A 26,619-nucleotide genomic window follows, 5' to 3' on the forward strand; every position below is an offset into this window, starting at 1 on the left:
TGTGCATTCAATGCACTCTTAGAAACCTCAATTGTTTGAACGTTTGTAGGATTACCCGGTGGTCTATGACAGATCGTTACTTTCTCTTCTACTACAGGGGGGGTAACCGGTGTTTGTTCCTGAACTGGTGGTGCTGGAGTAACCGGTGCAGTTGGTGTCGTAGGTGCAGTTGGAGTTGTCGGTGTCGTTGGAACAACTACTGGATCCGTTTCTTTAGCAGGCATGTCTGCATTTGTACATTCACCCACATGGTCACCATGTGCCAGGTGAGCAGCCAATGCGCTCTTAGATACCTCAATCGTCTGAACCTTTGTAGGATTTCCAGGCGGCTTATGACAGATCGTTACTTTCTCTTCTGCTACAGGAGGTGTAACCGGTGTTTGTTCCTGAACCGGTGGTGTTGGATTAGTTGGTGCCGTCGGAACGGTAGGAGTTGTTGGCGCAGTCGGAGTAACTACCGGAGGTGTCACCACTTCAGGCTCAGGTTGTACTGCAGGTTTATCCGCATCTGTACATGCACCAACATGATCTCCATGTGCCAAGTGTGCCGCTAAAGCACTCTTAGAAATCGTCAGTGTTTGAACGTTTGAACTGTTTCCTCCAGGCTTGTGGCAGATGGTTATTTGTATATTTGCATCTTCGCTTGTAGAACATGCACCTGCAGTGCTGATCGAGCAGTTACAGTTTGTTGTAACAGAACTTGAAAGATTTCCTGATTGTAATTCGATACCAGTTGCATCGCATAGATCTATTTTACCAGTTAACGATGCGCTTGAATTAATACGTGTATCATTTTTTACCTGGATCAAACCACAGCTTCCCGAAGAGCCTGCAATAGATCCATTAATCATAATATCCGTTGTTATCCATTTTGAATTTGAGCCGATATTTAATCTGCCTGAACCGTTCACAAAAGTAACACTACTTACAGTTACTGTTCCTGAATTGGTAAACGTTTTATCTATATGCAACTGCCCACCTACTGTAAGCTTACATGAATTTGTAAACTCAGCAGAGCCATTGTCTTTTAAATTTCCACCAACTATGATTGTACCTGAATTACAAACGAAATTGTTGTTGTTGAAATTCATCGTCGCATTCAACGTTCCTGTATTGATAAATACAGCACTGGAGTTTACATTGAAGTCGGATGATATAGTAGCTTGTCCATGATTTTCAAATCGTCCATTAAATGTTATGTTCGAAAATTTAACAGTACCGTAGTTACGTATTGCAGACGCACTGTTGTTCATATTCAAATTATCAAACGTAGCACTTCCTGTAATTACAATATCTCCGCTATTAAAGTTGATATTACGAATCGTTGCATTGCCGCAAATCACCAACTGTCCGCCATTCAAATTAACATTACCTGTGAATGTATTCGGAACGCAAACTTTTTGATTTGCATTTACTGTAATATCTCCGCTTGAAGCTGTGATTGTATCACTACAGGAATTACAATTTGTTATCGGTGTTGTTGAAATGACACATGTTTTATCTGTAGGACCTACAACAACTTGAGGCACTTCACAAACCAGCGTCGCAACATCACTTGCAGCACCTGTTGTATTGGTAGCTGTAATATTTATAGCAGCTCTGTTTGTTACATTCACTGCAAACGTTACAATACCATTTACAAATGAATATGCCGAAGCGTTTACTACAGAACCATTGTTTGTAATGATCAATTGCTCTTTTGCAGTTACATTTGTTATCGTTGCTTTTACAGTTGTATTGCAATTCGCTATGATCGATGTTTCAGTAGCAGGTGTATTAATTACAACTGTAGGTGCAGGCAACTTATTACACGTCAGATTTACTGTCTTCGTTGCAGTCTTCGTTTTGTTTGTTGCAACAACCACAATTTTAGTTGCAGCAGCAAATGTAGTAGGTATCGTTAACAATCCTGTTGACGCATCAAATGTATACATCGACGCATCTAATACAGCAGAATTAGCTTTAACCTGTATCTGATCTTTTCCACTTACGTTAATCACATTCATCAATACATTTTCCTGACACGTAAGCGATGCATACGTTTCACTAGTTGGATTGATTAACGTAATCGTTGGCTGCAACACAGGATTACAAGTGAGATGGGTAGTTTTAAATACTGCACCTGCACTATTTGCAACCGTCAATTTAACTTCTGTACTCACTGCATAGGAAACAACAACCTTTATTAATCCTGAAGTTTTATCGAATGAAATATTACTTGCAGGAATCGCAATGCCATTTACGAAAGCTGTTACATCTGCAATAGATTCAATGTTTTTAACAGATGCAACAATGGTATCTTTGCAATTTTCTGAAGCGTACGGATCTTGCTTCGGGCTAATAATTACCAATTCAGGCAACAATACAGGCTTACATACTAAACTGATTGTTTTAGAATCCTGACCTGTTTCGTTACTTGCTTTGATTATTAAATCTCCATTTGTTTGGAATGCATGAGAGAATGTTAACGTAGACGTAAGTGTATCATACAACAACAGCCCTCTATTAACAGATGTTCCATTATAGGTAACTTCTATCTGGTTTAAACCTGTTACATTTGTCACAACCGCTTTAATATTCTCCACGCATTTTGTAGAGATCACTGGACTTCCGACAGGAACCAAAATGCTCACAGAAGGCGCAATCGTTGGCTTACATTGTATTGTTAAAGTTGTGGAAGATACACCACCATTATTTTTTGCAGATACAACAATTGTGCTCGTTGCAGTTACAGAAACTTCAAATGTTAAAATTCCGGTTGCTGCTGAATAAGTTAACAATTCGGATTTTATCGGCGTGCCATTTTGCACTACCGTGATATCTTCTACCGAAGCACAGTTTGTCAATTTCAATTTAACCGACTCGCGGCATGTTTTTGAAATCGAATTTATAGCAACCGGAGCAAGAACCTGCAGAGTTGGTTTAGGTAATATGATTGGTTTACATTGAAGCGAAAGCGTTTGTAAGGCTACACCATTTACGTTCGTAGCTTTCACAACTATAGATGCTGTTCCCGTGAACTGAACCGGGAAGATCAATACACCTGTTGTTGCATTATAATTCAATGTATTGCTTGCTACAGGTAAACCATTAAGTATTACAGAGACATCAGAAGCAGATGTTATATTTTGAATCTGAACAGATATCTGCTCCTGACAAGATGTTGAAACATATGAATTCGTTGTCGGAGAGATCAATGCAATAACAGGCTTAGGAGCAGGCTGACAAATTATAGTGAATGATTTAGATGATGAGCCACCTTTGCCAACAGCATTAATTAAAATCTCCGCTCTGCCTGAAACATTTACCGGGAATGTTAATTTGTCAGAAACAGCATCGTATGAAAGCCCATTCGTTAATACAATTCCGTTTAATGTTACATGTATGGAATTAATATCTTCTACATCTGTAACAGTTGCCACAACTGTTTCCTGGCATGTTCCGGAAACAAACGGATCTGTTCCCGGTGAAACAATCTGAATAGTCGGTGCAAAGACTGGTGCGCAATTAATTGTCAGATTTTGTGTTGCCGTTCCATCTTTATTTGTTGCAGTAACAGTAATCAATGTTTGTTTTGTAATAAGCGCATCAAATGTTAAGAGTGAAGTTTTAAGATCAAAGCGCATCAAACTTTTACTGATCGCAACACCATTGATCTCTACATTGATATTTTGAATGTCTGCAACTTCATATACTTTAAGAGCAACATGTTCGCGGCATGTGGAAGAAGAATACACCGACGTTGAAGGCTGCACCAATTGAAGGCTTGGCAACTTCGGTACATATTGATTCACACAATCCGTATTAACAGATGCAGTGGTAACGCCAGCAGCATTTGATGCTTTAATTAAAAACGTATTTGAACCAACAATTAGATTGCTGATTGTTAATGTACCTGTTGTTGCATCAAACGAATAAAACTGAGGATTGAGGATCGTACCGTTTCTGGTAATGGATATCGTACTTACTGAATTTATTCCGCTCACTAACGCTGTGATGCGTGCCGTACAATTTCCGGCATTGTCCTTATCTACATTCGAAGTAAGTACATTAATAACCGGAATAATTTGGGCATTTGTAGGAGCTGTTACAGGTGTACATGATAAGTTTACCGTTTGCACAGCAGAGTTTCCGCTATTCGTAGCACGGATCGTAATCGATGTAAACTGATTGAATCCTGCTTGAATAGTAACTGAACCATTGTACGGATTAAAATTATATTGATGTGAAGACAAAATAATTCCGTCCATGACCACTTCGATCGATTTTGGATCGGTTACATTTTTCACCGAAGCAACTACGTTTGCGATACAATTATTGCTCGATGAACTTATAATAGATACAGTAGGTGCTACAGGTGCCGGTGTGTTTAACACAGGCGAACAGTTTGTGTATACATACTTTGTATCTTTCCCTGAACTATTTTGCGCAACAATTGAAAATACGGTATTGCCTGCAATCGGTGTATGGATCGCTAACACCTGCGTCTGCTCATCATAAGAATAATAGGTTGATGATAACACATTGCCATCTCTTAAAACAGTAATCTGATTTACAGAAGTAATGTTTGTGATGCTGACCTTAATATCTGCTGTACATTCCTGCAGATAGACCGGATTTTCATGAGGATATAATAATGTAATTGCAGGCTTCGGATCTACAGGTGTTGGATAATAGGTTGTTTGCTGCTGAGGAGTCTGTTGAACATGTGAAGAACCTGAACCAATTGCTACTGTTAAAAATAAACTGCTGTAATGATATCGATCGTTCTTTAAACTTTTTGTTGCATCGTTCTTCCATTGACTTGCATCTAAATTATCTGTTGATGTATACGTGTATTTATGCTCCCAACCTAAATATACATTAGGCGATAATTTTATACCGATACCTACACCAATTGCGCCCGACAATACATACGAACTTTTATTCTGACCGTATACGCCATTGGTCTCATAACTTTTATCCCACAAATTATTCAGATCACTTTTAGCAAGACTTTTTGAAAAAGTTGATACCCCAGAATAATCGTACATATTTCCTGCGCCATCCAACTGATTTATCTTAGAAATATATCCTGTTGCACCGATCCCTCCAAATCCATAGATCTTAAAGCCACTATGCGCACGAAGTCTGTTCAGGATCAACAAACCTTCTAAAGAAAATTCATCTGTCTTTGTATAAAAATTTCGATATACATAACCTGAAGATGTATAGTTGATGGATGGATACGAAATACCATTCAGGTTATTATCATTCGCCACACCATAAAAAGGTGTGGATTCTCTTCCCCACATCCAGGTATGCAAATACCTTCCTCTTAATGAGAAGCCCAAAAGGCTGGTATTGTTCGCAACAATTTCTTTTTCTAAGGTTAGCCCCCAGCCCGTTCCAAGTCTGGAATGTACGTCTGCGTTTTCCCAGGCACCGCCCCAGTTCATACCGAACAACCATTTTTTCTGATAGCTCGCTGTATTTTGCGCGCTGGATTGAAGGGAAGGTAAAAGAATTAAAAGAAATGAAAATGCAAGTAGTAATCTTTTCATACGAATTATCTATGGTACACGTAGTATGCTAAATTATAAAAATCGTGCCACTTATATAGCATGAATGGAACCAAATAGAGAGATAAAGTGTAAATTTATGTGCTATGATAACACAGAATACACAATATATTATAATCGGTGCAATTGTCGGTTGGGCAGGAATTTACCTGTTAAGGCGCATTTATAATGCATTTAATCCACCAAAAGACGGTTGTGCAGGAGGTTGTGGCTGTGCTTCTGCAGAATTAAAAAAGGAGAAAGAATAAAAGGGCTATTTGGTTGCGTGAATAATGCAGTATTTCCATAAACCCTTTTTCAATGTTTTGTATTGATAATAGGCTGTATAGACATTATTTTTTGAGAACTCCGTGGTATTTTTGTGTACCAGATTATAGATTTTAGAAACAATCCAACCTGGAAAAAAAGCGTAATACAAGCGTTTTGCTGACTTTATAATGTTTTTTGTAGCATCCATCATCTGTATAGACCGAAAACCGGAACGCTCCAGCATTTCATGAAAAATGCTCTCTTTCTCAAAAAAAGGAACAGCCCATCCATGTCCCCAGGCATTTAGTTCACGTTCATCCGTTTCATTCCCGTCTTTCACGATAAAAAAATCCGCCATGATTAATCGCCCACCGGGCTTCAGCAAACGGTACGCTTCCTTTACAAAATCTTCTTTATTGCTTGCGTGACAAACACTCTCGATTGCCCAAACAACATCAAAGGATTGTTCATCAAAATCCGTTTGTGTAAAATCCTTCACCTGAAACTGAACACAGTCTTGCAAACCAATTTCTTTCACATACGCATTTGCACGTGCAGCCTGCTTCGCACTTAATGTAATGCCTGTAACGTTTGCTTGTTTATTTTTCGCCAACCAAATGGATGAACCACCAATGCCGCAGCCCGCATCCAGCACTTTTGTGCCTTCATTAATATTAGCTTTTTCTGAAAGAATTTTATTGATATTCGCTAGTGCTTCTCTAAACGTTTTTGTTGTATCCTCCCAATAACCATAATGTAAAGCGCGACTTTGATTCAGGTCCCAGAAATACATATAGTGATCTTCGCTCACATCGTAGTAGGTAGCAATATCTTTAGAGGAAAAAGTTTTAGAATTGCTCATGCCCATACAGTAGTGCCTTCGGTACAGTTCTTACACATTTCAATTTCACTTCTGGATTTCAAAAGAGATTTTCTGAATTGAATATACGGAGCACTGTTCCATATTTCTTTAAAAGTATGTGTCTGCAATTCGCCCATTACAAGATGGGCATCTTTATCAAAGCAACACGGTACGATCTTGCCATCCCAGGTGATTACGCATGAGTGCCACATCTTCCAGCAATGATTCAGCAATCCGTTTTTTATGGAATAGGTATTGTCTGCATTTTTTTTATACCGAGCGTATTTATCAATATCCGGAATCAACGGCGAACCATTTTCATAATCGTAGATTTGAGCCGTTTTAAATCGCACTTCACCAACACCTAATTCTTTCGCAATCTTTTTAACTTCTTTCAACTGATGTTGATTTGGCTTCACAACTAAAAATTGAAAAATAACATGAGGCGTTGAAGACTTCAATTCTTTTTTCCAGTGCAGAATATTTTTTGTTCCTTCCAGCACTTTTTCCAGACTTCCACCTATGCGATATTGTTCGTATACTTCCTGCGTAGTTCCGTCAATGGAAATGATCAATCGGTCAAGGCCTGACTCAACGGTCTTCCGTGCGTTCTCATCTGTTAGGTAATGTGCATTGGTAGAAGTTGCTGTATAGATGCCTTTGCTTGATGCATATTTCACCATATCTAAAAACGACGCATTCAAGTAGGGTTCGCCTTGAAAATAAAAAATCAGGTAACTGATTTCTTTATACAATTCATCTATAATTTTAGAAAACATAGATAAATTCAACATACCTGTTGGGCGTGTGAAGGAACGCAATCCGCTTGGACATTCCGGACAACGAAGGTTGCAGGAAGTGGTTGGTTCTATTGCAATGGAATACGGAACAGAAGGATGAACTACATTACCTGTGATCTTAGAATACTGATAACTTACAAAAACCTTCAAAATGGTAATCAGCCTTTTGAAGGTCATTTTAGAAAGTAGATTCAGTGCATCACGTGTAGCAATCATGCTACAAGTTAAAAATAATAACTGAATGCTACACTCATTCCCTGGCCTGAAGTTTTAGAAGGTGCAACTAAATATTCAAACCACATTAGGTTTGCAGATACAAGCAAATGTTCTGAAAAAGATTTGGCAATTCCCAGTTCAACATCTGCTCTTCCAAAACCTCCGTAAGACAAGGTTGGAATAAGTACAAAATCTTTTTTCAGATAATACGCAAGCTTTCCATATATTTTGGGAATATAACCATGCACGAACTGCTGACGCACGCCACCTGTTATCGTTACTTTAGGAGACAAGTGTCTATAGTAAGAAACATGTACCGTTGAAGGAAGCATGTAGGTTACATCTTTTACTGTTTTATGGATTCCCATATTTTCAAAAATTGTTGCAAGATTAACCGGATCCAATACAATTCCATTCCCACCAATGATATTATCTATTGCAATCCCATCATATGTATAAGAACCATCTCCCTTATATGTTGCTACATCATTCCAACGAACAAAACCAACATCCAGCAATTCTATTGCCAATTCACTTTGTTTTCCTTTGATCGAAAAAAAGTAATCCGACGTCAATCCTGCTCCATTCATGGATGGAACTGCTGAATAGGTAGAGTCATCTGTATAAGCAACATCAAACTTGCCATTCAACGTTAAATAACTGCCGTCATTAGCTGTATACAACGAGAGATTTTTTGAATGAATGCGCTGCAATCTTCCGCCGCGTACAAAACCCAATCGTGCACCCAGCTGTATATTTTGTTTTTTTCCAACGGTCTTTTTAACACCCAGGTATATGGTCTGATAGTTGACGTTATACATGCTCATCGGATCAAGGCTCGCCGTCTGTCCGGCATACATGGAGTTGCCATAAAATGCGAGCTTGTAGGCATCCGCAGAATATTGTGATGAATAAAAATCACGATAATTCAACCCTGCTTCAACACGTATTTTTTTAAATGTATGCTGCCCATAAATTCCTGCTTTCAAATCAACACCAATGCTGTTTGATTTCTTCAATCGATCAACCTGCTGTTGCTTCAGGTCACTATCGATATACGATTTTGTATATAGGTATGCTTTAATAAACGAATTTGTAATCGCATTCGAATTGATGTAGCCACTGCCATAAGCAGAAAAATAGGCTTTATATTCTTTCTCCTTTTCCAAAGAAAAGGTTTTATTTTTTGTTGAAACGGTTTCCTGATCTGAATCTGTTGAATCAACTTCTTTCAGCAATCTGTTTTTGCGCTCAAATAAAAATGCCTCCGGCCTATCAAAATCAACCTGTGCGTATACACTTACTATACTGCAAATAAATACTACTATACTACCGATCTTTTTCATTGCCCACTATTCACCTGGATATTCATATCACCCACCAACTTAAAATCAATTGAATAATCATCGTAAATACTTACGTGCGTGTTTACAGGCTTCGTATCGAATCGTGCGGTAAAGACTACCTGTGTAGCAAGATTTGTTAATGTATTTACTTCCGCTGCACTTAACTGAAATGATACAACGCTGTATTTACTTGAAACCACTTTCCCGCCTGCATCAATCGGTGCGGCAAGAATTGTATTTGTTGTGATGATGCTATCTACCTGCACACCGTACTGATCAAGAAAACGCATATCTACTTTTACATCGAATGGAAATCCGTTCCACACCAATAAATTAAATTTGCCTTCCTGAAAGCCTGCTGTTTTTAATGCTGGAATATCAAATGCAGCCGTATCAGATAAAACCATATTTGCAGCGATCACAGAAAGCGGAATTTTAATATCCAGAAATGCTTTCAAGTCAACTCCTGAATACGCAAAATCGGTATGCGGATTTCCTACTTTACCGGCAGGATTAAATTGAAAAATTCCGGCATACGAAAATTTATCCGGAAGGATATTTAATAAACTGATTGCATTCGAACCTGTTGACAAATCTATTGTTGATTGCACAGACACCGGAAAACCGCCGCCCTCTGTAGCAGGCGCTATCGGATAGGATTGATTCACAGGCGTACCTGTTAAACTCACATTTGCACCCGTTTTAGAATTATAAGCTGTCAAATTATCCAGCGTTGCTTCTGCAGGAATACCCAATGCATTTTCAAAAACAATGTCTATTGCTGCCGATGAAAAATCCAGTGTTGTTGCAGAAATGTTTTTAAATATATTGACATCAATATTGCCCGGACCAACATCCAATGCATCTTCTCCAAGATATCCTTTGATATAACTTGGCTTAGGATCAACAAGTGTTAGGGTCATATCTAAGCTATCATCTAAGGAAAGATGTACCAGCCGTCCGGTATAATTTATTTTTCCTTTTAACACATTATAAAACGTATTATACTTTGTGCCGTCAGTACCTGTGAGATCCATTAAGTATCCTGAAAAATCTGTATCGAAAACAACATGGGACGTGCCGTTTGCAGGTGCCGGAGGAACAACCGCGTCAAATTTAAATGTTTGTCCGTTTTTAGTTGCTGCAGGAATTTCATACGTAAAGCGCACCGTATCTTCTGCCGTACTGTATACATCAGCGTGCACCGTACCTTGACGAATAATTGTTTCTGTTAATTCAACATTGTTCAATCCGATCAATTCGACATTGGACGTTTCATTTACAACTTCCTGTTCAGGAAAAATTGCTGTTGCAGAAAATACTTTTATGTTGCTTATTGAAAGTGTCAACAACAATGCATCCGAGGTATCTATAATAACAGTTCCGGGCGCAATGTCCATATCATCTATTGACGCATCTATAGTTGAACCAATAGTCTTTCCGGATAAATCCTGCGTTTTAGACTGTGTTGTACTCGGAAGAATGTTTGTGAACGTTTGTGTCGTGATTACAGAAGGTGGAGTATTGTTGTTTAATGAGAATTGCAAATTAGAAATTGTAAGCGGTAAACCATTTTTTACCGACACGATCATTTGTCCACTCAATAAATCAGCTGTTTTAAAAAATTGACTGATATCAATACTAATAGGGCCTGCAGTAATATCATTCACACCCGGAAAAGGAATTGGAAAACCTAATTTACCGGCAAGTATGATTTGATCACCTAAGGGATTTCCTTGATTTTTTAATTGCAATGCAATTTGTCCTAATGAAATCGCGCGTGTAATTGTCTGATCAGATAAAACCAGACTGCTTAACTTCACCGTCCTTTTAAATTGCGGTGCTTCAAGCGAAACCAATGAGTCTATGGTGTATGTAAAGATCTGCTGACGATTCACTAAAGAAATAGAATGATCCACTTCGGTTTCAACCTGCGTAGAGTCTTTAATAATATCTCGGATCGTTAATTTACTTTTCACCAAGGGTGCAAGCACTTTTGTATCCCATCTGGGTTTCTCAAATTCTCTTTTGCAGGAAAAATGTATGCCTGCAATAAAAAGAATTCCTACAACTGCTTTAATATATATTTTCATGGGGTGCGTGGGTAGTTCCAGACGTATGAAGCTCTCTAGATAAATTTAGCCAATTACTTTAACCAAACCAATAATTAATTAGACTATTGTAAGAAAAGTAACCTTAATTCACTTTAATGAATTATCAAAGCTTATTCTTCGTCCAGGGATAAGGTCATGTCAACTGCTTTATAATTGTATCGAACAAAGGTACACCAGGTACAGTCTTCCTCTCCGCAGCCTTCATTGAATTCGTGCTTCATAATACGCTGATACGAATCAACAAGCTGTAATCCCACTGCCTGTTCGTCTTCAGGCGAGATAAATATTTTATGTTTTGTTTGCTGCTTCGTAGTTGCATCGGGTTCAACAAAATCCAATTCACCGGAGATCACTTTGTAATTCGTTTTGCGGTCGTTTTCAATCAGCAGTTTGTAAAATATGATCTGCCTCCAGTAATCTCCTCCGTTTGGTTCCTTTTCTGTAGGAGGTAATAATTTTGATTTACTGGTAGCGTACTTGCCCGTTTTGTAATCAATTACATTTACGTCCTTACCAAATACTTCAATTTTATCTACATTCCCTTTTATTGGTATTCCTTTGTATTCAACATTGTCGATCTTATGTTCAAGCAATACGTCTTTGTGCCACACATTGATGTAAGCGGCATATAGCTCAGGAAGGACAACGGTAGCGCCATACTCTTCGTAGTTTTTGTATTCAATCAACGTAAAATGCGAATGTACATTTTTCATTTTCAATTTGAATACGTCGCTCAAATATTCAACCGTTGGAAAACGTTTCTCTTCGTCAGCTACCATGGATGCGAAGAAATCTTTCAGTGCTTCGTGTACAGCAGTACCAAAGCCCGAAGAGGCAGTACGTGCACTTGGTACCATTAACATGTTTTCAAAATAAAATGCGATCGGGCATTTCAAATATTTATTCAAATGCGTCACACTCAGTTTATAATTTTCCAGCAGTTCATTCAGATATACCGAATCGATCAGTGGAATAACCGGCGGTTCTGTAAATTGCAAAATGTCTAATTTATATTGAACAATCAGATCATCAATCAAATTCACCTGTTCAACCGTATTTGATCCGTCTTGAGTTAGCTCAACTAAAAACCGGCTGCCTACTAACTCTTTTTCATTTGCATCTTTTGCAGGATATGAAATATATAAAAATTCTTTCGCCCGTGTTAATGCAACATAGAATAAACGACGTTCATCTTCTTCGTTATCGTGATCTTCACTTTCTGTTATGGTACTCGGAATTTTAAATCCAAAGTTGCGCTGCGACTGTCCTTCCCATTGTTTAGAGATGCAGCCGATCAAAAACACATAGTTAAATTCTAATCCTTTAGAAGAATGTGAGGTAACAAAATTTACACCTTTTTCTGCATGAATAATTTTCTGAAGATTCAAACGTACATCGTTATCCAGCATTTTTTGAATGGTGGATAAAAACTCTTTCAAGGTTAATAACGGAGTGCGTGCAGTTTCTTCTTTCAGAAAATCGAAGAACGTAGTCAGAACCTGCATGTACCAGGTCTTTTCAGACGTATTCATGATCCATGAAAGTATACCACCACGCGTTGTTATTTTTTCAAACAACACCTGCAATGTTATGTTGTGAAATTCTTTTTGCCAATAAACTAAATTATCTTCCAGGTCAAGAATCGACTTCATTGAATGAAGATTCATCTTTGCAAGTTCCAATTTATTGCCCATTAGCTCCCTCCAGCGTATAGACTTAGTTTCAGCGGTACGCCTTGTTTTACGAGCTATGTTCGCAATGTCCCTCGGGTCGATATTGAAATATTCAAAATGCATCAGGCGGAATAATTGCTCTTCTCCGGAATCCGGATAATCATTTTCCCGTTGAATATAAGAAAGTACATCAATCAGATTTTGAACAAAGGGCAACTGCAATACATTAATGCTTTGCTTAATGTTCAATGGAATTTTTCTTTTCTCAAGTACTTTAATAATATCTGCAACTTTTGAGTGCTTTCGATAAATTACTGCAACCTCTGAGAGATCAACTCCTTCCTGATGCAACTGTTCTAATTGCTGTACAATAGCTGCTTCTTCATGCAGCTCATTATAATATTCTATGATCTTAGGTTTGACAAGAGATGTAGCAACCTTACCTTTTGCTACCAATTCCTTATCCAATCCGTTCACACTGTTTACAAGACGTTCGTTGTTGTTCTTGATCACAGCCATGGATGCATTCAGCACAGCTTGTGTAGAACGGTAATTTTCTTTTAATACAATCAACTCCGGTTTATACTTGACATTAAAATCAACAATGTTTTTAATGTTCGCTCCCTGAAAACGATAAATGGATTGATCATCATCACCAACAACAAACAAGTTCGGGCGCTCCCAATACGAAGCCAGCATATCCACCACTTCGTTCTGCGAGCCGCTTGTATCCTGATATTCATCTACTAAAATATATTGATAGCGCTCCTGGTAATTACGCAACAGCAAATTATTCTCTTTAAATGCCTTCAGCACCCATAAGATCATATCGTTGTAATCGTAGCGACGGATATCGCTCATGGCTTTATTGAAATTGGCAAACTCTGCAATGGCAGCTTTCAGCTTATCCATCTTTTCAATTTCAATGTAATAGCTCGCCTTCAGATCTCCTTTATTATTGTTTCCTGATTTGCGTTTGTATTGATGTTCTGGATCATCTTTTAATTCATCTACATACTGATCGATCAGGCGATACATGTTGACTTCAGACCAGCCTTCACTTTTCATGTTTTTAAACAGCTCCTTCAATCCGATCTGGTCGTAGTAGATATCACCTTTAAAGCGCTTCAGTTTACTTGTAGAATCGAAGTTGTCAATCAACTTTTGATATAATTCTATGGTCTCTAATTCTGAAATGGGCTGAAGATTCCGCACACCAAAATAATCCAGGTTCTCCTGAATAACCTGATTACAAAATCCATGGAATGTGTATACATGCACACGGTATGCATCCGGACCGATAAAATCCAGCAGACGCTTGCGCATGGCTACGGTACCGGCTTCCGTAAACGTTAAACATAAAATATTATGCGGCTGCACCTGCAAATCGGGTGAAGCAAGGATATGACCTATCCGTGCAGAAAGGATTTGTGTTTTCCCTGTACCCGGACCGGCAATAACTAACACAGGACCTTCTGTTGTATTCACAGCCTGCAATTGAGCCTTATTTAATTTTGCCAACTGCTGCTGAAAATGAATATCGTATGTTGAAGATGGAGCGGCCATGATAAAAACGTGTAAGGGTTTGTATTTAAATATACGATTTCATTTTATTTATTGGTACAAAAAAAAGTCATCCCGATAGCTATCGGGATGACTTTAAAATTCTGTTTATAAATTCAATTAAAATCTATAACGCATATCTATAATTTCTGATGTCTTTTTAATAGCTGCATCAATAACACCGTATGCAATACGGTTGTTACGTTGCTGCTGTAATTGAGAAACAAACTGGCTGTAATCTGCAACTTCTGATTTCGTAAAGTTTAAATTCTTAACGATTAATACACCGTTCTCGCCTGTAAGTACCGTAGATACTTTATCTTTACCAAGACCAAATATTACACCTACTGCTTCAGGCTCATAACCTACACCAGTGATCATTCCTGAAGAAAGAAGAATGTCTGTTGCTTTGCCTGTTAATGCATCCGAACCATACGCTTTTGCTATCGCAGCTAAGTTTGTACCGTTTGCATTTAATTTTGCAGCGATGCGTTTAGCTTTTTCTTCATTTTCGATTTTAGGTTTCACTTGATCTTTTACATCTTTAGCAGAAGCAAGACCTTTTTCACGGATACCTGTAACCAATACAACGATCTGCTTGTTATCAACTGAGAATACATTAGATACATTGTTTACATCTCTGTCATCGCTGTATAACCACTTAATGATTTCTCTCGCTTCCGTAACACCTGTGATGCTTTTAGCAGCTCCATCAATATTTGCCTGCTCATATTTAGCAGCGCCAAACTTGAATTTTTTCAATTCGGTTCTGAATGTTCCAGTATCTTTTACAGACGAAGCAAAACCATCTGCAACTCTGTAAACCGAATCTACAGTAGCATCAAATGCTTCAACATTTTTCTGTACAGTTGCAACTAAAAACTTCTTACCCATTTTAGGTACGTCAACACGAATGATGTGGTAACCGAATTGTGTTTCAACAATGTTTGGCAATACACCTGCTTTGTTCGCACTGAAAATTGCATTTTCAAATGGCTTAACCATTTGACCTTTTCCAAACCAACCCAGTGAACCTCCATTGGAAGCAGTACCATCGCCGCCATATTGTGCAGCCATTTTCTCGAAGCTTGCTCCTTTTTGAATTTCAGCTAAGATCTGTTGTGCTTGTTTTTTAGCTTCTGCTTTTTTCTCTGCAGGATCTGTTTCGTTTGTACGGAATAAAATATGGCTAGCTTTTGCTACAACATTCGTATCGCTTTCGATCTTGATCACTTTTGTCAATGTATAACCCTGGCCACTTGGGAATGGACCATATACGCTATCCGTTTGTAAAGACGTTACCATTTTAGACATTGCTTCCGGCAACTGGCTAATCTGTACATAAGATGGTTCTGCAGGTGCGTCTGAATTTGAACGGATAAATGCAGTGTCATTTTTTGCTATCTTAAATTCTTCCTTGATCGCAATCAAATCTTTTTTAACATATGCACTGTCTTCAGCAGAAGGTGTATTGTTAAATACAGCAAATTCAATTGAACGGCCTTCTTCTACTTCAAATTCTTTTGCATGATCTTTAATATATTTTTCGATCATTTCATCCGTTACAGCAATTGTATCTTTGATAGAATAATATGGTACATATACATACTCCGCTTCTGCTTTATCATTTAAGCTGTGGTAGTAACGTTGTGCTTCTGCTTTTGTAACATATTCAGACTTCTTGATCAACGCATCGTATTTGCTGCGCATTCTTTCGTCGAAAACATATTGTTTCATTGCTTTCCAACGGCCTTGAAGTGCTATTTGCTCTTCCGGAGATTGGAATTGGTTGCTGTTGTCCAGATTTGCAATAAACTGTTTTACGTTTTCAGCACTTTGAAATTGTTGTTTTACAATTTCAGACATGTGCTCACCTTCAATTAAATCTCCTCTTTCTTCTTCAGAAATAGCAATACCCGCTTTTTCATATACAGGTATATTTAAATTGTCAAAAATTAATTGATTCCAGGCAATATCTTCCATGTTTGTGTTGTTGCTGGAACCGCCATAAAGTCCTTCAGCCTTCGCAATGGCTTTTTGGTAATCTTCAATAGTGATACTGGTACCACCAATTTCACCTACTTTGTTTTTAAAACTTGAAAAGATAGAATTGCTTGATGTAAAAGCATCCCCTAAAAGGAATAGCACTAAGCCTAATACAATAGTACCTACTACGAGGCCAGATCTTTGATTGATTTTATTGAAAATACCCATTTTTATACGTTTCTAAAGAATTGCAAAATAACGACAAACCTCCGTAAAAACAAAAGTCTGGAGTCGATTTGAAAATTAATTATTTGCCTTTTTTATTAAATTTTGTGCCCGTTTGGACTTTTTTGTGGTTTTGGTTATCCTCATCCTCTTTTGACTCATTCATTTTACGATACGTAAAGCCTAAAAAAAGCATGAACGTAAGCATGTAAAACATATAAGCTGCTGCAAATCCATTGCGCATGTTCTGATGTATAGAAATCATCAACATCCCTGCCATCGCATAAAAAAGAACTACGGTTAAAGTGCTTTTACTTTTCATACGGTTATTTTACTGAAACAATCCCTGTTACTGTCCGAATAGTGTAAGAAGAAAAATCCTGAGTAGCATCCATTCCATTTCCTTTTACAATTTCATTTGCTGTTTCAATTACTAAAAACTTATCGGTATAGATCTTCTTCGTTGCAGGCGACCAGAATAATTCTTCTGTAGACATTTTTTTCCCGTCACGCTTATTATCAATTACGACATTCCCTGAAATTTTATACAGATTCTTCTCTTTGTAAAAAATTGCATAGTTGGAAGTCAATATTGCTTTGGGATCTTTTTGTTCATCAAAAAATTCAACATAAACTCCCTTCGGAAATTCTCTATCGCTGTTCTGTAATAATAGCTGCACGGGAGCTTTCAGAATTAATTTGGTTTCACCAGAATCGCTGTATATTGTTTCAATATTTGTTGCAGTCATCATTGGGCCGGCATAGGGCGCAATATAGACAGCAGTCTGCTCTACTTTAGGTGCACAGCTTACCATACATGCTGTGCTGAAAAATATGAGCCAGCGTAACATTATTGTATACGTCTTTTATGAAACCATTTATCATAAAGAGTCATGCTCAGCTGCAATCTAAAGTAGGTCTCTGAAAGCTGTGTTGCAGTAAAGGTAGAACGCTGACCAACTACAAACGCAACACTTACTTTAGGCAGGATTGGTACATAAGCAGTATTTACACTTCCTTTTGAACGAACACCAACTGGTATGGATGTGCCTACTGAGAATGCATAATCATACAATGTTTTACCTGCAATATTAATAGGTGTGGCGGTATAAGAAAAACCTGCGCGATACGTCTTAACCCTATGTCCGCGATATATCTTATTCGAATTCTTAACAAAATTACGAGGTATAATTTCTCCGCCTATAGCAAATGTATACGATGCAGAATTTAACTCACTGTCTTTCGCTTTGTTCTTATCAAAATTAGACCAATCGGTGTAAACAAAGTCTGCAGCTACCAGCCAATATCCCGGGTTTTCAAAACTGGCACCTACTCTATAGGTTGTTGGAAAATAAGCAGTACTTCTTGTCTTTGATACGGTTGAATCCGATGTCACTAAATTTCTTGGATTACGAACAAACAAACTTTGTGTCTCTGTAGCTTTTACTCCCGGGAACAGTTCTGCACTTGCTCCGAATTTAAAATTAATAGGAGTAATTTTTCTGGAAACACTCTCTATGCGTGTTGTATCTACAGCATAGTATGGAGTACCGTCTGAAGCATAGACAATCGTACTGTCTATAGAATACGAGATAGTTTTTTTACGTTGAAATATCTGTCTCTTATACAGAACACCCGGCTTGAATGATACTCCGCTGTAATTTGTTTTTTTATTTGCACCCACTTCATTTTCAGCATCCGGATAATTTGGATCCGTAATTATTTGTGAAGTTGCTTCTTGTGTGATCGAACCAAAATTATAGGCTATGGTCATACCCAAAGCCAAATTTTTAGTAATACCTACACCATTCATCCATTGTAATTGATATACGCCACCGTTACCCAGATATTTATACATAGCGCTGTAATTGTTCGGATCGTTCGCTACGCTATCTTTATAACTGTATTTATTTTGAACGATGGTTAAAGGAGACAGCATTAAGCCCGATGTATAGACTTTTGAAATAGGAACCGTAAAGGCAATATTATTAATGTTCGCACCGGATGAGGAAGCTTTCGTATCATCGAATTTAAATGACTTATACTGAATGGTAAATCCAACATCAAACTTTACCAATGAGTCATTGTATTGATGTTTAAAATTTGCCAAACCCGCCGGGTTCAACACATTCATATAATCTTTACTTGATAAACTTGAGCCGGCATAGCCCATGCCCATATTACGTATATTTCCTTTATACGACATTCCATCTCCGATACCGATCCGGGAATAAGGAGAATTTCCTAAGCCCTGAGCATTAGATACAATTGCAATAAAAAATGATATAGAAAGTAGGACGAATCCCTTAAAGTCATTAAACATTATAATTCAGTATTCGATTTAAACCTATTAAATTCAACTCAGCAACTACAAAGATGGCTTCTTTTAGCCTCTTTTCAAAAAGACTGGAGTTTCCACCCGTCAATAATACGTTTATTGTAGGGTATTTATTTTGGTATGCTGCAACAAAACCTTCAATTTCAAACTGCATTCCGCAAATAACCCCGCTCAAGATGGATTCTGTGGTAGATTTGCCCGTTAATTCTATTTTTTCTGAAGGAATCTCAACCAGTGGTAGTTTGGCCGTATAATGAGGCAATGCCTTCAAGCGCATTTCCAGACCCGGACTGATACTGCCGCCATGGTATATGTGATCCTGATCTACAATGCCATGCGTTAAACAGGTGCCCAGATCAAATATCAGATTATGCTGCTTCGGGTATAGTACAGTTGCGCCAACTGCTGCTGCAATGCGATCCGTACCCAGCGTATCAGGCGTTTTATAATCAATTTTAATAGGCAAAACTGTCTCGGAATTGAAATAGAGCAGGTTAGTCGATGCAGTCAAGGCATCAAACAGCTTGTCTTTCCGGACACTTGAAACAAATACATGAGCCGGCTTTGTTTCCTGCACCTTCAAAATTACTTCACTCATTTCTGAATAAACATGCGTCCAGCATAAGGTATCGCCTTCAAAAGCACCTGCTTTTATGTATGTATTCCCCACATCCAAAACAATGTTCATGCTGCTGCTCAATTTATTTCCAAATATAAAGAAGTTCCAAGTTGTTTAATCACGTTTGTCTGCCTAGTTTTAATTTTACATCTATTGACTCATGAAAAATAAAACATATACGGTTGCAGGGTTAATGTCAGGTACTTCTTTAGATGGTCTGGACATTGCAGTTTGTGTCTTTGAACAAAAAAATAATCAATGGACATACCAAACACTTGCAGCTACTACTATTGAGTATTCCGAACAATTTAAAATTGGCCTGAATACGGCTATGAAAATTTCAGGGGAAGAATTGATTGCGCTTGACCGTTCATTTGGTGCCTTTCAAGGAACTGCTGTTAAAAAATTTATAACGGACCACCAACTCTCTATTGATCTGATTTCCGCACATGGCCATACCATATTTCATAACCCTGCTGAAGGCTATACCTTACAAATTGGCAGCGGTGCTTCGTTGTATGCAGCGTGCAACATTCCGGTAGTAACAGACCTGCGGTCTGTTGATGTGGCCTTTGGCGGACAAGGCGCACCGCTTGTACCGCTTGGCGATGAATTGCTTTTTGGCACGTATAGCGGCTGTCTTAATTTAGGCGGAATTGCAAATATCAGTTATGTATCCAATCATAAAAATGTAGCATTTGATATTTGTCCCGTAAATATTTTATTGAATGCCTATACATTAAAAATAGGTAAGAGTTACGATGATGGTGGACGTATTGCTCAAAGCGGAAAGCTTATTCCTGCTTTACTACAGCAGTTCAATGATCTAAAGTATTACAAACAAGCAGCGCCCAAATCCATTGGCAGAGAATGGGTAGATGCAGAAGTTTTTCCACTGATTGCGCAATATGCAACACATCCAATCGAAGATATTCTTCATACAATCGTTCTGCATGCTGCACAGCAAATTGCGTCATGTCTTTCTGCATTACCTGTAAAAGAAGGCAAGCAGCAGTTATTAATTACAGGCGGTGGTGCATTCAATACTTTTTTAATTGAATCCATAAAAAGCTTTGCCGATAAAAAAATTGAGCTGATCATACCGGATGCGAATACCATTCAATTTAAAGAAGCTATTATTTTTGGCTTTTTAGGTTTACTACGCATGCAAAATATACCAAATGCAAAAAGCACCGTTACCGGTGCTTCTGTTGATACAATTGGCGGTGCCGTGTATGGCAACTTTAATGACTTCTTTTCTTGATCAGATACGTTTTATTTTCTTCCCCAAGAAACAGTCGCTTTATATTTTTTTTATGTGTTAGAACAACCATTAAGAAAATGGCAAATCCAAACACAATGACAATAGGTGTTTCTGTATGAAATTTTGGTACAAAAATAATCATCAGAGGAAATGCTAACGTTGATAGAATAGAACCTATTGAAACATATTTGGTAGTGATCAACACAACCAAGAATACAGCTAAGCAAATCAATGCAGCTTCTAACTGTATGCTTAACACCATACCTAATAAAGTTGCAATTCCTTTACCTCCTTTAAAACGTTCAAATATCGGGAAGATGTGACCCATTACAGCGGCCAAACCATAAATCAATTTATATACATCCAGTTGTATACTTTCAATAATCGAAAAGTGCACTAAAAAAACTGCAAGACTTGTAGCCGCCCAGCCTTTGAAGATGTCGATCAGCATCACTATCGTACCTGCTTTTTTGCCTAGTACCCTGAAGGTATTTGTAGCACCCGCATTACCACTCCCAGCCGTTCTGATATCAATATTGTGATATTGTTTACCATACCAGATCGCAGTAATAAATGAGCCCATCAAATAAGCTATAAAGGCACCGAAAATGATATATAGTATATTAATCATATTTAAATTGTACGGTATAAACAGAAATATCGTTGCACGTAATTGCTGTGGAAATTACGTACACATTCTGTTTACATATTGTTTTTATTGGTTGATTAAGTAGAAAGCTATTTAAATTCAAAGATACGAAAAACAACGCTACTTAAATAAATTTTTGAGTTGTTCCTGATCTCGTTGTTTTTGCTGCTGTTCTTCAATGGTTGATTTATTGTTTGCTTTATTTTGATCTCCTTCCTGACCTTCTTCGTAGGTAGTATCCTGCTCCTGCATTTTATATTGATTTGCATCCGTTGCATTGTCTTTGTACTCATCTGGCTTGCTCTCGTCAACACGTTGCTGCGTATTATTCGTGTCGTCCAATTGCAGCTGCTTACGTTTCGCTACAGATGCAGAATCCATTGCCAATGAATCGCTGCCGATAGGCAATGAATCTGTTACAGCTGTTGGATCATATGCAGGTTCTTCTACATAATCATCCTCCACTTTATACTGCTCTTTAAATGCACCAGTAAATTGATTCACCTCCATCGCTTCAGCCTGTACAACAAAGAACTTAGAGCGATCCGGCATTTCACCTTTCGTTTTTGAAGCAATGGCTCCACTCACATCACCGCTTGAAGATGCATATGCCAATCTATTATTTTCGTATTTAATAAAATACCAATTGCCGTAAGTAGGTTCCAAATAAATTGTTATGATATCTCCGGAAATTGATTTTTTAATTTCTATATATCCTTTAACAGCTTTATTGATATCCGTTTTTAAGATACTTGCAAGTTCAATCGGTCCAACACTATAAAATGCCTTATATTCCGGCGACCAGTTCATCTTAATTTCAGAGAATACAATTCCCTTTTGAAAATTTGAACTTAAAGCTGAAATACCGCTTTGTCCGGAGGCACGCTTACTTTTGTAACTCGCAACACCAGCATCCTCGATAAACTCTGCCAGTTTTTGGAATAATAAATCATCTTTCTCTTGCTGATATTTCACTGTGCTTTCTTCAAAAGCAGTTGCCTCATCCTGTATTGGTGGCTGGATAGAGAGCGATGAAATATTTGTTGCCATTGCAGCAAGCGGAACGGTATTGCCTTTAAATGCAAAGCTTATAAAGTAATTGAAACTATATTCATCTTCAATCAATTTAGCGCGACCGATACCGGATGTATATGCAGTAACATTTGCATCCGGTTTTAATATGTCAAACTTACCGCCGAATTTAATGCCAGATGTATTGTCATTATAAGAGAGGAAGTTTCCTTTGTATGATTTTCCGTTCAGCTTTTCTGCACTACCTACAACAAATTCAGTAGAATCCGGATGGTATTGGAAAATACCTGTTACAGGTAATAGATCCTGATCTTCCGGATGGATTTTTTCTGAAATAAAGTTTGGATACAATTGATTTGATTTGGTATCAAAAGACAATGTTGTTACCAACGGATTTCCTCTTTCAGAAACTGCACTGTTCAGATCCAGGGACACGGTATTGGTGGTTCCTGTATTGGTGTATTTAAGCCATGAAGAATAACTTAGCTGTCCCTTTAATGCCAGCTTAATAAAGCCTTCAAATGCAAGGAATTTTTCAGGCGACTTCATCGTGATGTTTCCTTTGTAAAGAATTTTGTCTCCAACAAACAATGAATCCTTTTCTTGCACCTGCGCAATACCAGTAGTCAAATAATCGGTATTCTTTTTATCTGTAGCAGGGGTATATTTAAAATTACTGAATAAGATCTGCAACGTATCTGCTCCTAAGTTTACATACCGGTAAAGAGCCTCGCCATTGAAATTCTTGCGACCGAAGATGTCTATATTGCCATCATACAAGTGATGATAATTTGTAAGCGTATCGAAATCCAGAACGGCATTGTTAAGTGTTTGCATTACGGCATTTTCACGAATCATCACATGGTGACCATCAGGCGTAATTTTACCATCGTTTACAACAATATAAGGTATTCCATAAATACTTAATGTAAGCGAATCCATTATGTATTCAGCTCTGCTTGCATTAAACACAAGTGAATCCTGTTCCTTGCTTGTTGTATAGAAATATGAATTGCCAATATTTGTAGAATCGCTTGCTTCAAGGTATATCTTGCGCTGAGCAACATCCCACGTACCTTTACCTATACTGGTTTTATATTGTGCATATGGAAATTCAGTACTTGCAAAACCTTCTTTTTCAGGCCCAAACGTAGCAATTCCTTTCTTCAGATCGTAATCCAGTTTGGATTGTACTGTTTTCAACGCAGGTTTTTCAGGGTTGTCAGATTTAATTCTGAACGTTGCATCGTGTGCACTTAAGTGCATGTCTTCAAAATGGAACTTTTCAGATTCAGTTTCTGAATCTTTGGTGGATAGTACACCTTTACCATACATACCTTTGTGTGTTAGTCCCAATGTCCCATCAAACGTAGCTGTTGAATCATACAATTTGAATGGTTCTGTAATGGATGACATGTACATACTGTCTACCTTTGGTTTCCACATCAAACGATACGGACCGATTTTAACATCCGGCATCGTTACCGATGGATCCAGCAGCGGATTTGTACCAGCAGTTGTCACCATGCTTGTACCATCCGTAAGTGTTGAATCTTTAAAGAATACAAAATCTTTCGACAGCAATGTTGTATTCAAATACTTGATCTCACCATTACCTCGCAGACCTTGATTATCCAGCTTAAGCATGTTGTTGTATACAGCATCTCCTTCATACATTTTATAACCTGTCGGGGGCGTTGGGTGCGTAAACCCAAGTGAATAATCCGGCATTACAACAAGCCGCTCTTCAAAAGGCGGAAAGACCCCGCCCGATTCAAATGTTCCGTCAAAACCAATTACACTCGGATCGTTATTACTCAAACTATCAACTGTAAATGGAGGAATTTTAAATTGAAACGTTGTGTCGTATGCGCCTTTTGCAATATCTTTTTTATTGAAAAATACTGAAGCTCCGGTAGACGCGTGGAAGATCGGATACTCCGCATATCTTTTACGTGCAGACTTATTATTCGGCTTATTGATGTATAAGATACCGGATGAATATCTCAATTCATTCGTCAATACTTTCGCTTTACCGGATTTTTTTGTATCAACTGTATCTTCATCAGACACCGCAAGTTTGATCGCATTGATACTTGTCAATACAACATAAAAGCTATCGTAATTAAATTCAAAATCAGTACCTACGAATTGAAAATTCGCCGTGTTGATCTTTCCATTAAATTTAAAATCCCGGTTTGCTAATATTTCTACGGTATTGCTATCCGGCTCAAAATTTACAGATAGGGAATCACTGATGTAAATTCTTTTTACACCATGTACGATCAAGGATTTAGATGTTAAATTCAATTCCGCATTCGCACCTGAAGGTGTAAGCGAAACGAAATTGATGTTATCATAATCCTTTTTATCTCTGCTTGATAATACATAGTGAAATGCTTTATCCTTTACTACTACCAAACCTGTACGGCTATTGTAATCAACAAAGCCAAGCTTCATCAATTGTATCATAGCACCTTTCAAGGTTTCAGCAGGAAGTTTAGAAGCATCCGCAAGTTCAATTACAGGAAATTCTCTGGATTTAATTTTATCCGAATACCAAACGATCAATTGCAGCGGGTGAAATTGATAAATACCTTTCAAGCGGGCATATTTTGATAATTCATAAAATTCCTGCGATTCAAATAATGCAGCAATTTCTGTTCGTCCATTTATAATTTTAAAATCAATTTTATCTTCATTCAGATTCCATGTCAATGCATCTGCAGTAATTTCAAGCTTATGATATGAATCTAAGAACGGAGCCATTCTATAGCCATTGGTTTTAGTCAAACGCAAAAACTCACTATTCTTATTGTATTTTAAAATGGTACCCGGGTGATAAATAGAATCCGTTCCTTGATAGATCACAAGCTTCGTATAATCACTTGTGATCAATGAATCTCCAAGTTGGAAGCGGTTTGATACTGCTTTAACTTTTACTTCACCCCCTTTTAAGATTTTAATTTCTGAAAAGCCTTCATCAATAGAAGAGCTGTATATTTTTTTACCGGACATGGAGAAACCTCCATGATACTCAATGTTTTTATCTAAGCCTTTAACCGGAATGTTGCTGTAAAAAGATTTGAAACGCGGATAGTTTTTATCGGCATAGCTTTTTGCTTTCATGCTGTTGTATTCAAACACACCAATCGGAATGGAGTCTGTTTGTTCCGGATAATGCAAGCGTGAACCTTCTGATACAATCCGATAGCCTCTGATCGGAAAGTTAAAGCCTCCCAGATCCACATATACATTAGGCAAGCCTACACTGGACCAATCAAATGTTCCGCCTTCACCAACAAAGAGTCCTGTTTTTAAAGAAACAACACCGCTGGTATTTTTAATGCGTACCGTATCTACAGGTGTTGTTATTACTAAGGTAACGCCTTTCAATACAATAACAGGGCCATCTACATTTGGCTGAGGAGTCGGTTCATAACCAACATCCAATGCTTGTTCATTTGTAGGTGCAGGTTCTTCATCCAATGTTCCCCACGTTTCTTCGTTCTGATCAAAATTATCCCAGTCTTCAAACTGATTTTCCGTTGCAGTATCTGCCGGTGCCGGCACTTCTTCTACAAAAGCCGGTTTGCTCTCTTTTATTTGAAAAGCAAAGCTCCCGCCTTCCACCTGAAGTGTGTTGTAGTTAGAGGCATAGAGTAGATTTTGTTGAGTAATTAATTTCGTTGTTTTAAAAAACACCTCCATTTGAGGCCCTTGCATGGTCTCTATAAACTGATCTGTTATGATCAAAAATGTATCGAGCTGAACACCACCCATACCCTTACCTTGCATTGCAGTAAGCGTCAGATAAAAATCTCTAAAATGCGGATTGGCTCTTAACTTTTTACTTTTAACCATTTTTTGTGAAACCTCAACTACTTTCTTCTGCTGAGCGGCACTGAATGCTCCCCATGCTCCGCCTAAGGCTGAACCTGCTTCAATACACTCCTGGTTCTTGGTAACCTCCATCATTGCTGCAGCTTCACCTGGATATGCAGCAGGATCGCCTGAAAATTTTTGCTGCGAAAACACCGAAATGCTTGTGAGCAAACAAATAAAAAACAGAAGGGAATATTTTTGGATTTTCTGCATGTTCAAAATCTATAGTAAATACGT

The 26,619-nt window shown here is 37.9% G+C and carries 15 protein-coding genes; 2 read left to right on the forward strand and 13 right to left on the reverse strand.

The annotated features are described in order from the left end of the window. Positions 1-5,543 (reverse strand): DUF6089 family protein (locus A3EE_RS0110955; protein WP_018343488.1); only part of this gene is annotated, 5,543 nt, incomplete at its 3' end. 104 nt (positions 5,544-5,647) lie between these two features. Here A3EE_RS0110955 and A3EE_RS21835 point away from each other — a divergent pair. Next, complete coding sequence (locus A3EE_RS21835; protein WP_018343489.1) at positions 5,648-5,809, forward strand: FeoB-associated Cys-rich membrane protein; 162 nt, start codon at positions 5,648-5,650, stop codon at positions 5,807-5,809. Between the two features lie 5 nt (positions 5,810-5,814). On the opposite strand, the gene A3EE_RS0110965 is transcribed toward A3EE_RS21835, so the two are convergent. The 10 genes from A3EE_RS0110965 to A3EE_RS0111010 all read right to left on the reverse strand — a co-directional run bounded on the left by A3EE_RS0110965 (position 5,815) and on the right by A3EE_RS0111010 (position 19,621). Next, positions 5,815-6,672 (reverse strand): class I SAM-dependent methyltransferase, encoded by an 858-nt coding sequence (locus tag A3EE_RS0110965; RefSeq protein WP_245553832.1) that lies wholly within the window; start codon positions 6,670-6,672, stop codon positions 5,815-5,817. Beyond that, positions 6,669-7,688, reverse strand: coding sequence for an SPASM domain-containing protein (locus A3EE_RS0110970; RefSeq protein ID WP_018343491.1), 1,020 nt, complete (start codon positions 7,686-7,688; stop codon positions 6,669-6,671). Before A3EE_RS0110970 ends, A3EE_RS0110965 begins: the two co-directional genes overlap by 4 nt. 8 nt (positions 7,689-7,696) lie before the next feature. Further along, the gene (locus tag A3EE_RS0110975; RefSeq protein WP_018343492.1) at positions 7,697-9,034 is read right to left on the reverse strand and encodes a hypothetical protein; all 1,338 of its coding nucleotides are present in this window, start codon (positions 9,032-9,034) and stop codon (positions 7,697-7,699) included. Beyond that, positions 9,031-11,127, reverse strand: coding sequence for a hypothetical protein (locus A3EE_RS0110980; protein ID WP_018343493.1), 2,097 nt, complete (start codon positions 11,125-11,127; stop codon positions 9,031-9,033). The genes A3EE_RS0110975 and A3EE_RS0110980 overlap by 4 nt, the downstream gene beginning before the upstream one ends. Before the next feature lie 131 nt (positions 11,128-11,258). After that, the gene (locus A3EE_RS0110985; RefSeq protein ID WP_018343494.1) at positions 11,259-14,387 is read right to left on the reverse strand and encodes an ATP-dependent helicase; all 3,129 of its coding nucleotides are present in this window, start codon (positions 14,385-14,387) and stop codon (positions 11,259-11,261) included. Positions 14,388-14,504: 117 nt separating this feature from the next. Next, positions 14,505-16,598, reverse strand: a complete 2,094-nt coding sequence (locus A3EE_RS0110990; protein WP_018343495.1) for a peptidylprolyl isomerase — start codon at positions 16,596-16,598, stop codon at positions 14,505-14,507. Between the two features lie 79 nt (positions 16,599-16,677). Further along, positions 16,678-16,917, reverse strand: coding sequence for a hypothetical protein (locus A3EE_RS20395; RefSeq protein ID WP_157446982.1), 240 nt, complete (start codon positions 16,915-16,917; stop codon positions 16,678-16,680). A gap of 4 nt (positions 16,918-16,921) precedes the next feature. Then, positions 16,922-17,446, reverse strand: coding sequence for an LPS export ABC transporter periplasmic protein LptC (gene lptC / locus A3EE_RS0111000; RefSeq protein ID WP_018343497.1), 525 nt, complete (start codon positions 17,444-17,446; stop codon positions 16,922-16,924). Next, positions 17,446-18,918, reverse strand: coding sequence for a porin family protein (locus A3EE_RS0111005; RefSeq protein WP_018343498.1), 1,473 nt, complete (start codon positions 18,916-18,918; stop codon positions 17,446-17,448). The genes lptC and A3EE_RS0111005 overlap by 1 nt, the downstream gene beginning before the upstream one ends. Next, positions 18,911-19,621, reverse strand: coding sequence for a type III pantothenate kinase (locus tag A3EE_RS0111010; RefSeq protein ID WP_018343499.1), 711 nt, complete (start codon positions 19,619-19,621; stop codon positions 18,911-18,913). Before A3EE_RS0111010 ends, A3EE_RS0111005 begins: the two co-directional genes overlap by 8 nt. Before the next feature lie 91 nt (positions 19,622-19,712). Between A3EE_RS0111010 and A3EE_RS0111015 the strand changes: the two genes are divergently transcribed. Beyond that, a complete protein-coding gene (locus A3EE_RS0111015; protein ID WP_018343500.1) occupies positions 19,713-20,816 on the forward strand; it encodes an anhydro-N-acetylmuramic acid kinase in 1,104 nt (367 codons plus the stop codon). Here A3EE_RS0111015 and plsY read toward each other — a convergent pair. Next, complete coding sequence (plsY, locus tag A3EE_RS0111020; protein ID WP_018343501.1) at positions 20,797-21,447, reverse strand: glycerol-3-phosphate 1-O-acyltransferase PlsY; 651 nt, start codon at positions 21,445-21,447, stop codon at positions 20,797-20,799. The genes A3EE_RS0111015 and plsY overlap by 20 nt on opposite strands. 138 nt (positions 21,448-21,585) lie before the next feature. Then, entirely contained in the window at positions 21,586-26,595 is a 5,010-nt protein-coding gene (locus A3EE_RS0111025; protein ID WP_018343502.1) for a hypothetical protein, read from the reverse strand. Between the last annotated feature and the right edge of the window lie 24 nt (positions 26,596-26,619).

This window comes from Cytophaga aurantiaca DSM 3654 (genome assembly GCF_000379725.1).
Classification (GTDB): Bacteria; Bacteroidota; Bacteroidia; order Cytophagales; family Cytophagaceae; genus Cytophaga; species Cytophaga aurantiaca.

Coding starts and splice junctions, on each gene's coding strand:
- plsY (WP_018343501.1), bottom strand. CDS start 21,447: ATGATTAATATACTATATATCATTTTCGGTGCCTTTATAGCTTATTTG.
- A3EE_RS0111005 (WP_018343498.1), bottom strand. CDS start 18,918: ATGTTTAATGACTTTAAGGGATTCGTCCTACTTTCTATATCATTTTTT.
- A3EE_RS0110985 (WP_018343494.1), bottom strand. CDS start 14,387: ATGGCCGCTCCATCTTCAACATACGATATTCATTTTCAGCAGCAGTTG.
- lptC (WP_018343497.1), bottom strand. CDS start 17,446: ATGTTACGCTGGCTCATATTTTTCAGCACAGCATGTATGGTAAGCTGT.
- A3EE_RS0110990 (WP_018343495.1), bottom strand. CDS start 16,598: ATGGGTATTTTCAATAAAATCAATCAAAGATCTGGCCTCGTAGTAGGT.
- A3EE_RS0111025 (WP_018343502.1), bottom strand. CDS start 26,595: ATGCAGAAAATCCAAAAATATTCCCTTCTGTTTTTTATTTGTTTGCTC.
- A3EE_RS20395 (WP_157446982.1), bottom strand. CDS start 16,917: ATGAAAAGTAAAAGCACTTTAACCGTAGTTCTTTTTTATGCGATGGCA.
- A3EE_RS0110980 (WP_018343493.1), bottom strand. CDS start 11,127: ATGAAAATATATATTAAAGCAGTTGTAGGAATTCTTTTTATTGCAGGC.
- A3EE_RS0110970 (WP_018343491.1), bottom strand. CDS start 7,688: ATGATTGCTACACGTGATGCACTGAATCTACTTTCTAAAATGACCTTC.
- A3EE_RS0111010 (WP_018343499.1), bottom strand. CDS start 19,621: ATGAACATTGTTTTGGATGTGGGGAATACATACATAAAAGCAGGTGCT.
- A3EE_RS0111015 (WP_018343500.1), top strand. CDS start 19,713: ATGAAAAATAAAACATATACGGTTGCAGGGTTAATGTCAGGTACTTCT.
- A3EE_RS0110975 (WP_018343492.1), bottom strand. CDS start 9,034: ATGAAAAAGATCGGTAGTATAGTAGTATTTATTTGCAGTATAGTAAGT.
- A3EE_RS0110965 (WP_245553832.1), bottom strand. CDS start 6,672: ATGAGCAATTCTAAAACTTTTTCCTCTAAAGATATTGCTACCTACTAC.
- A3EE_RS21835 (WP_018343489.1), top strand. CDS start 5,648: ATGATAACACAGAATACACAATATATTATAATCGGTGCAATTGTCGGT.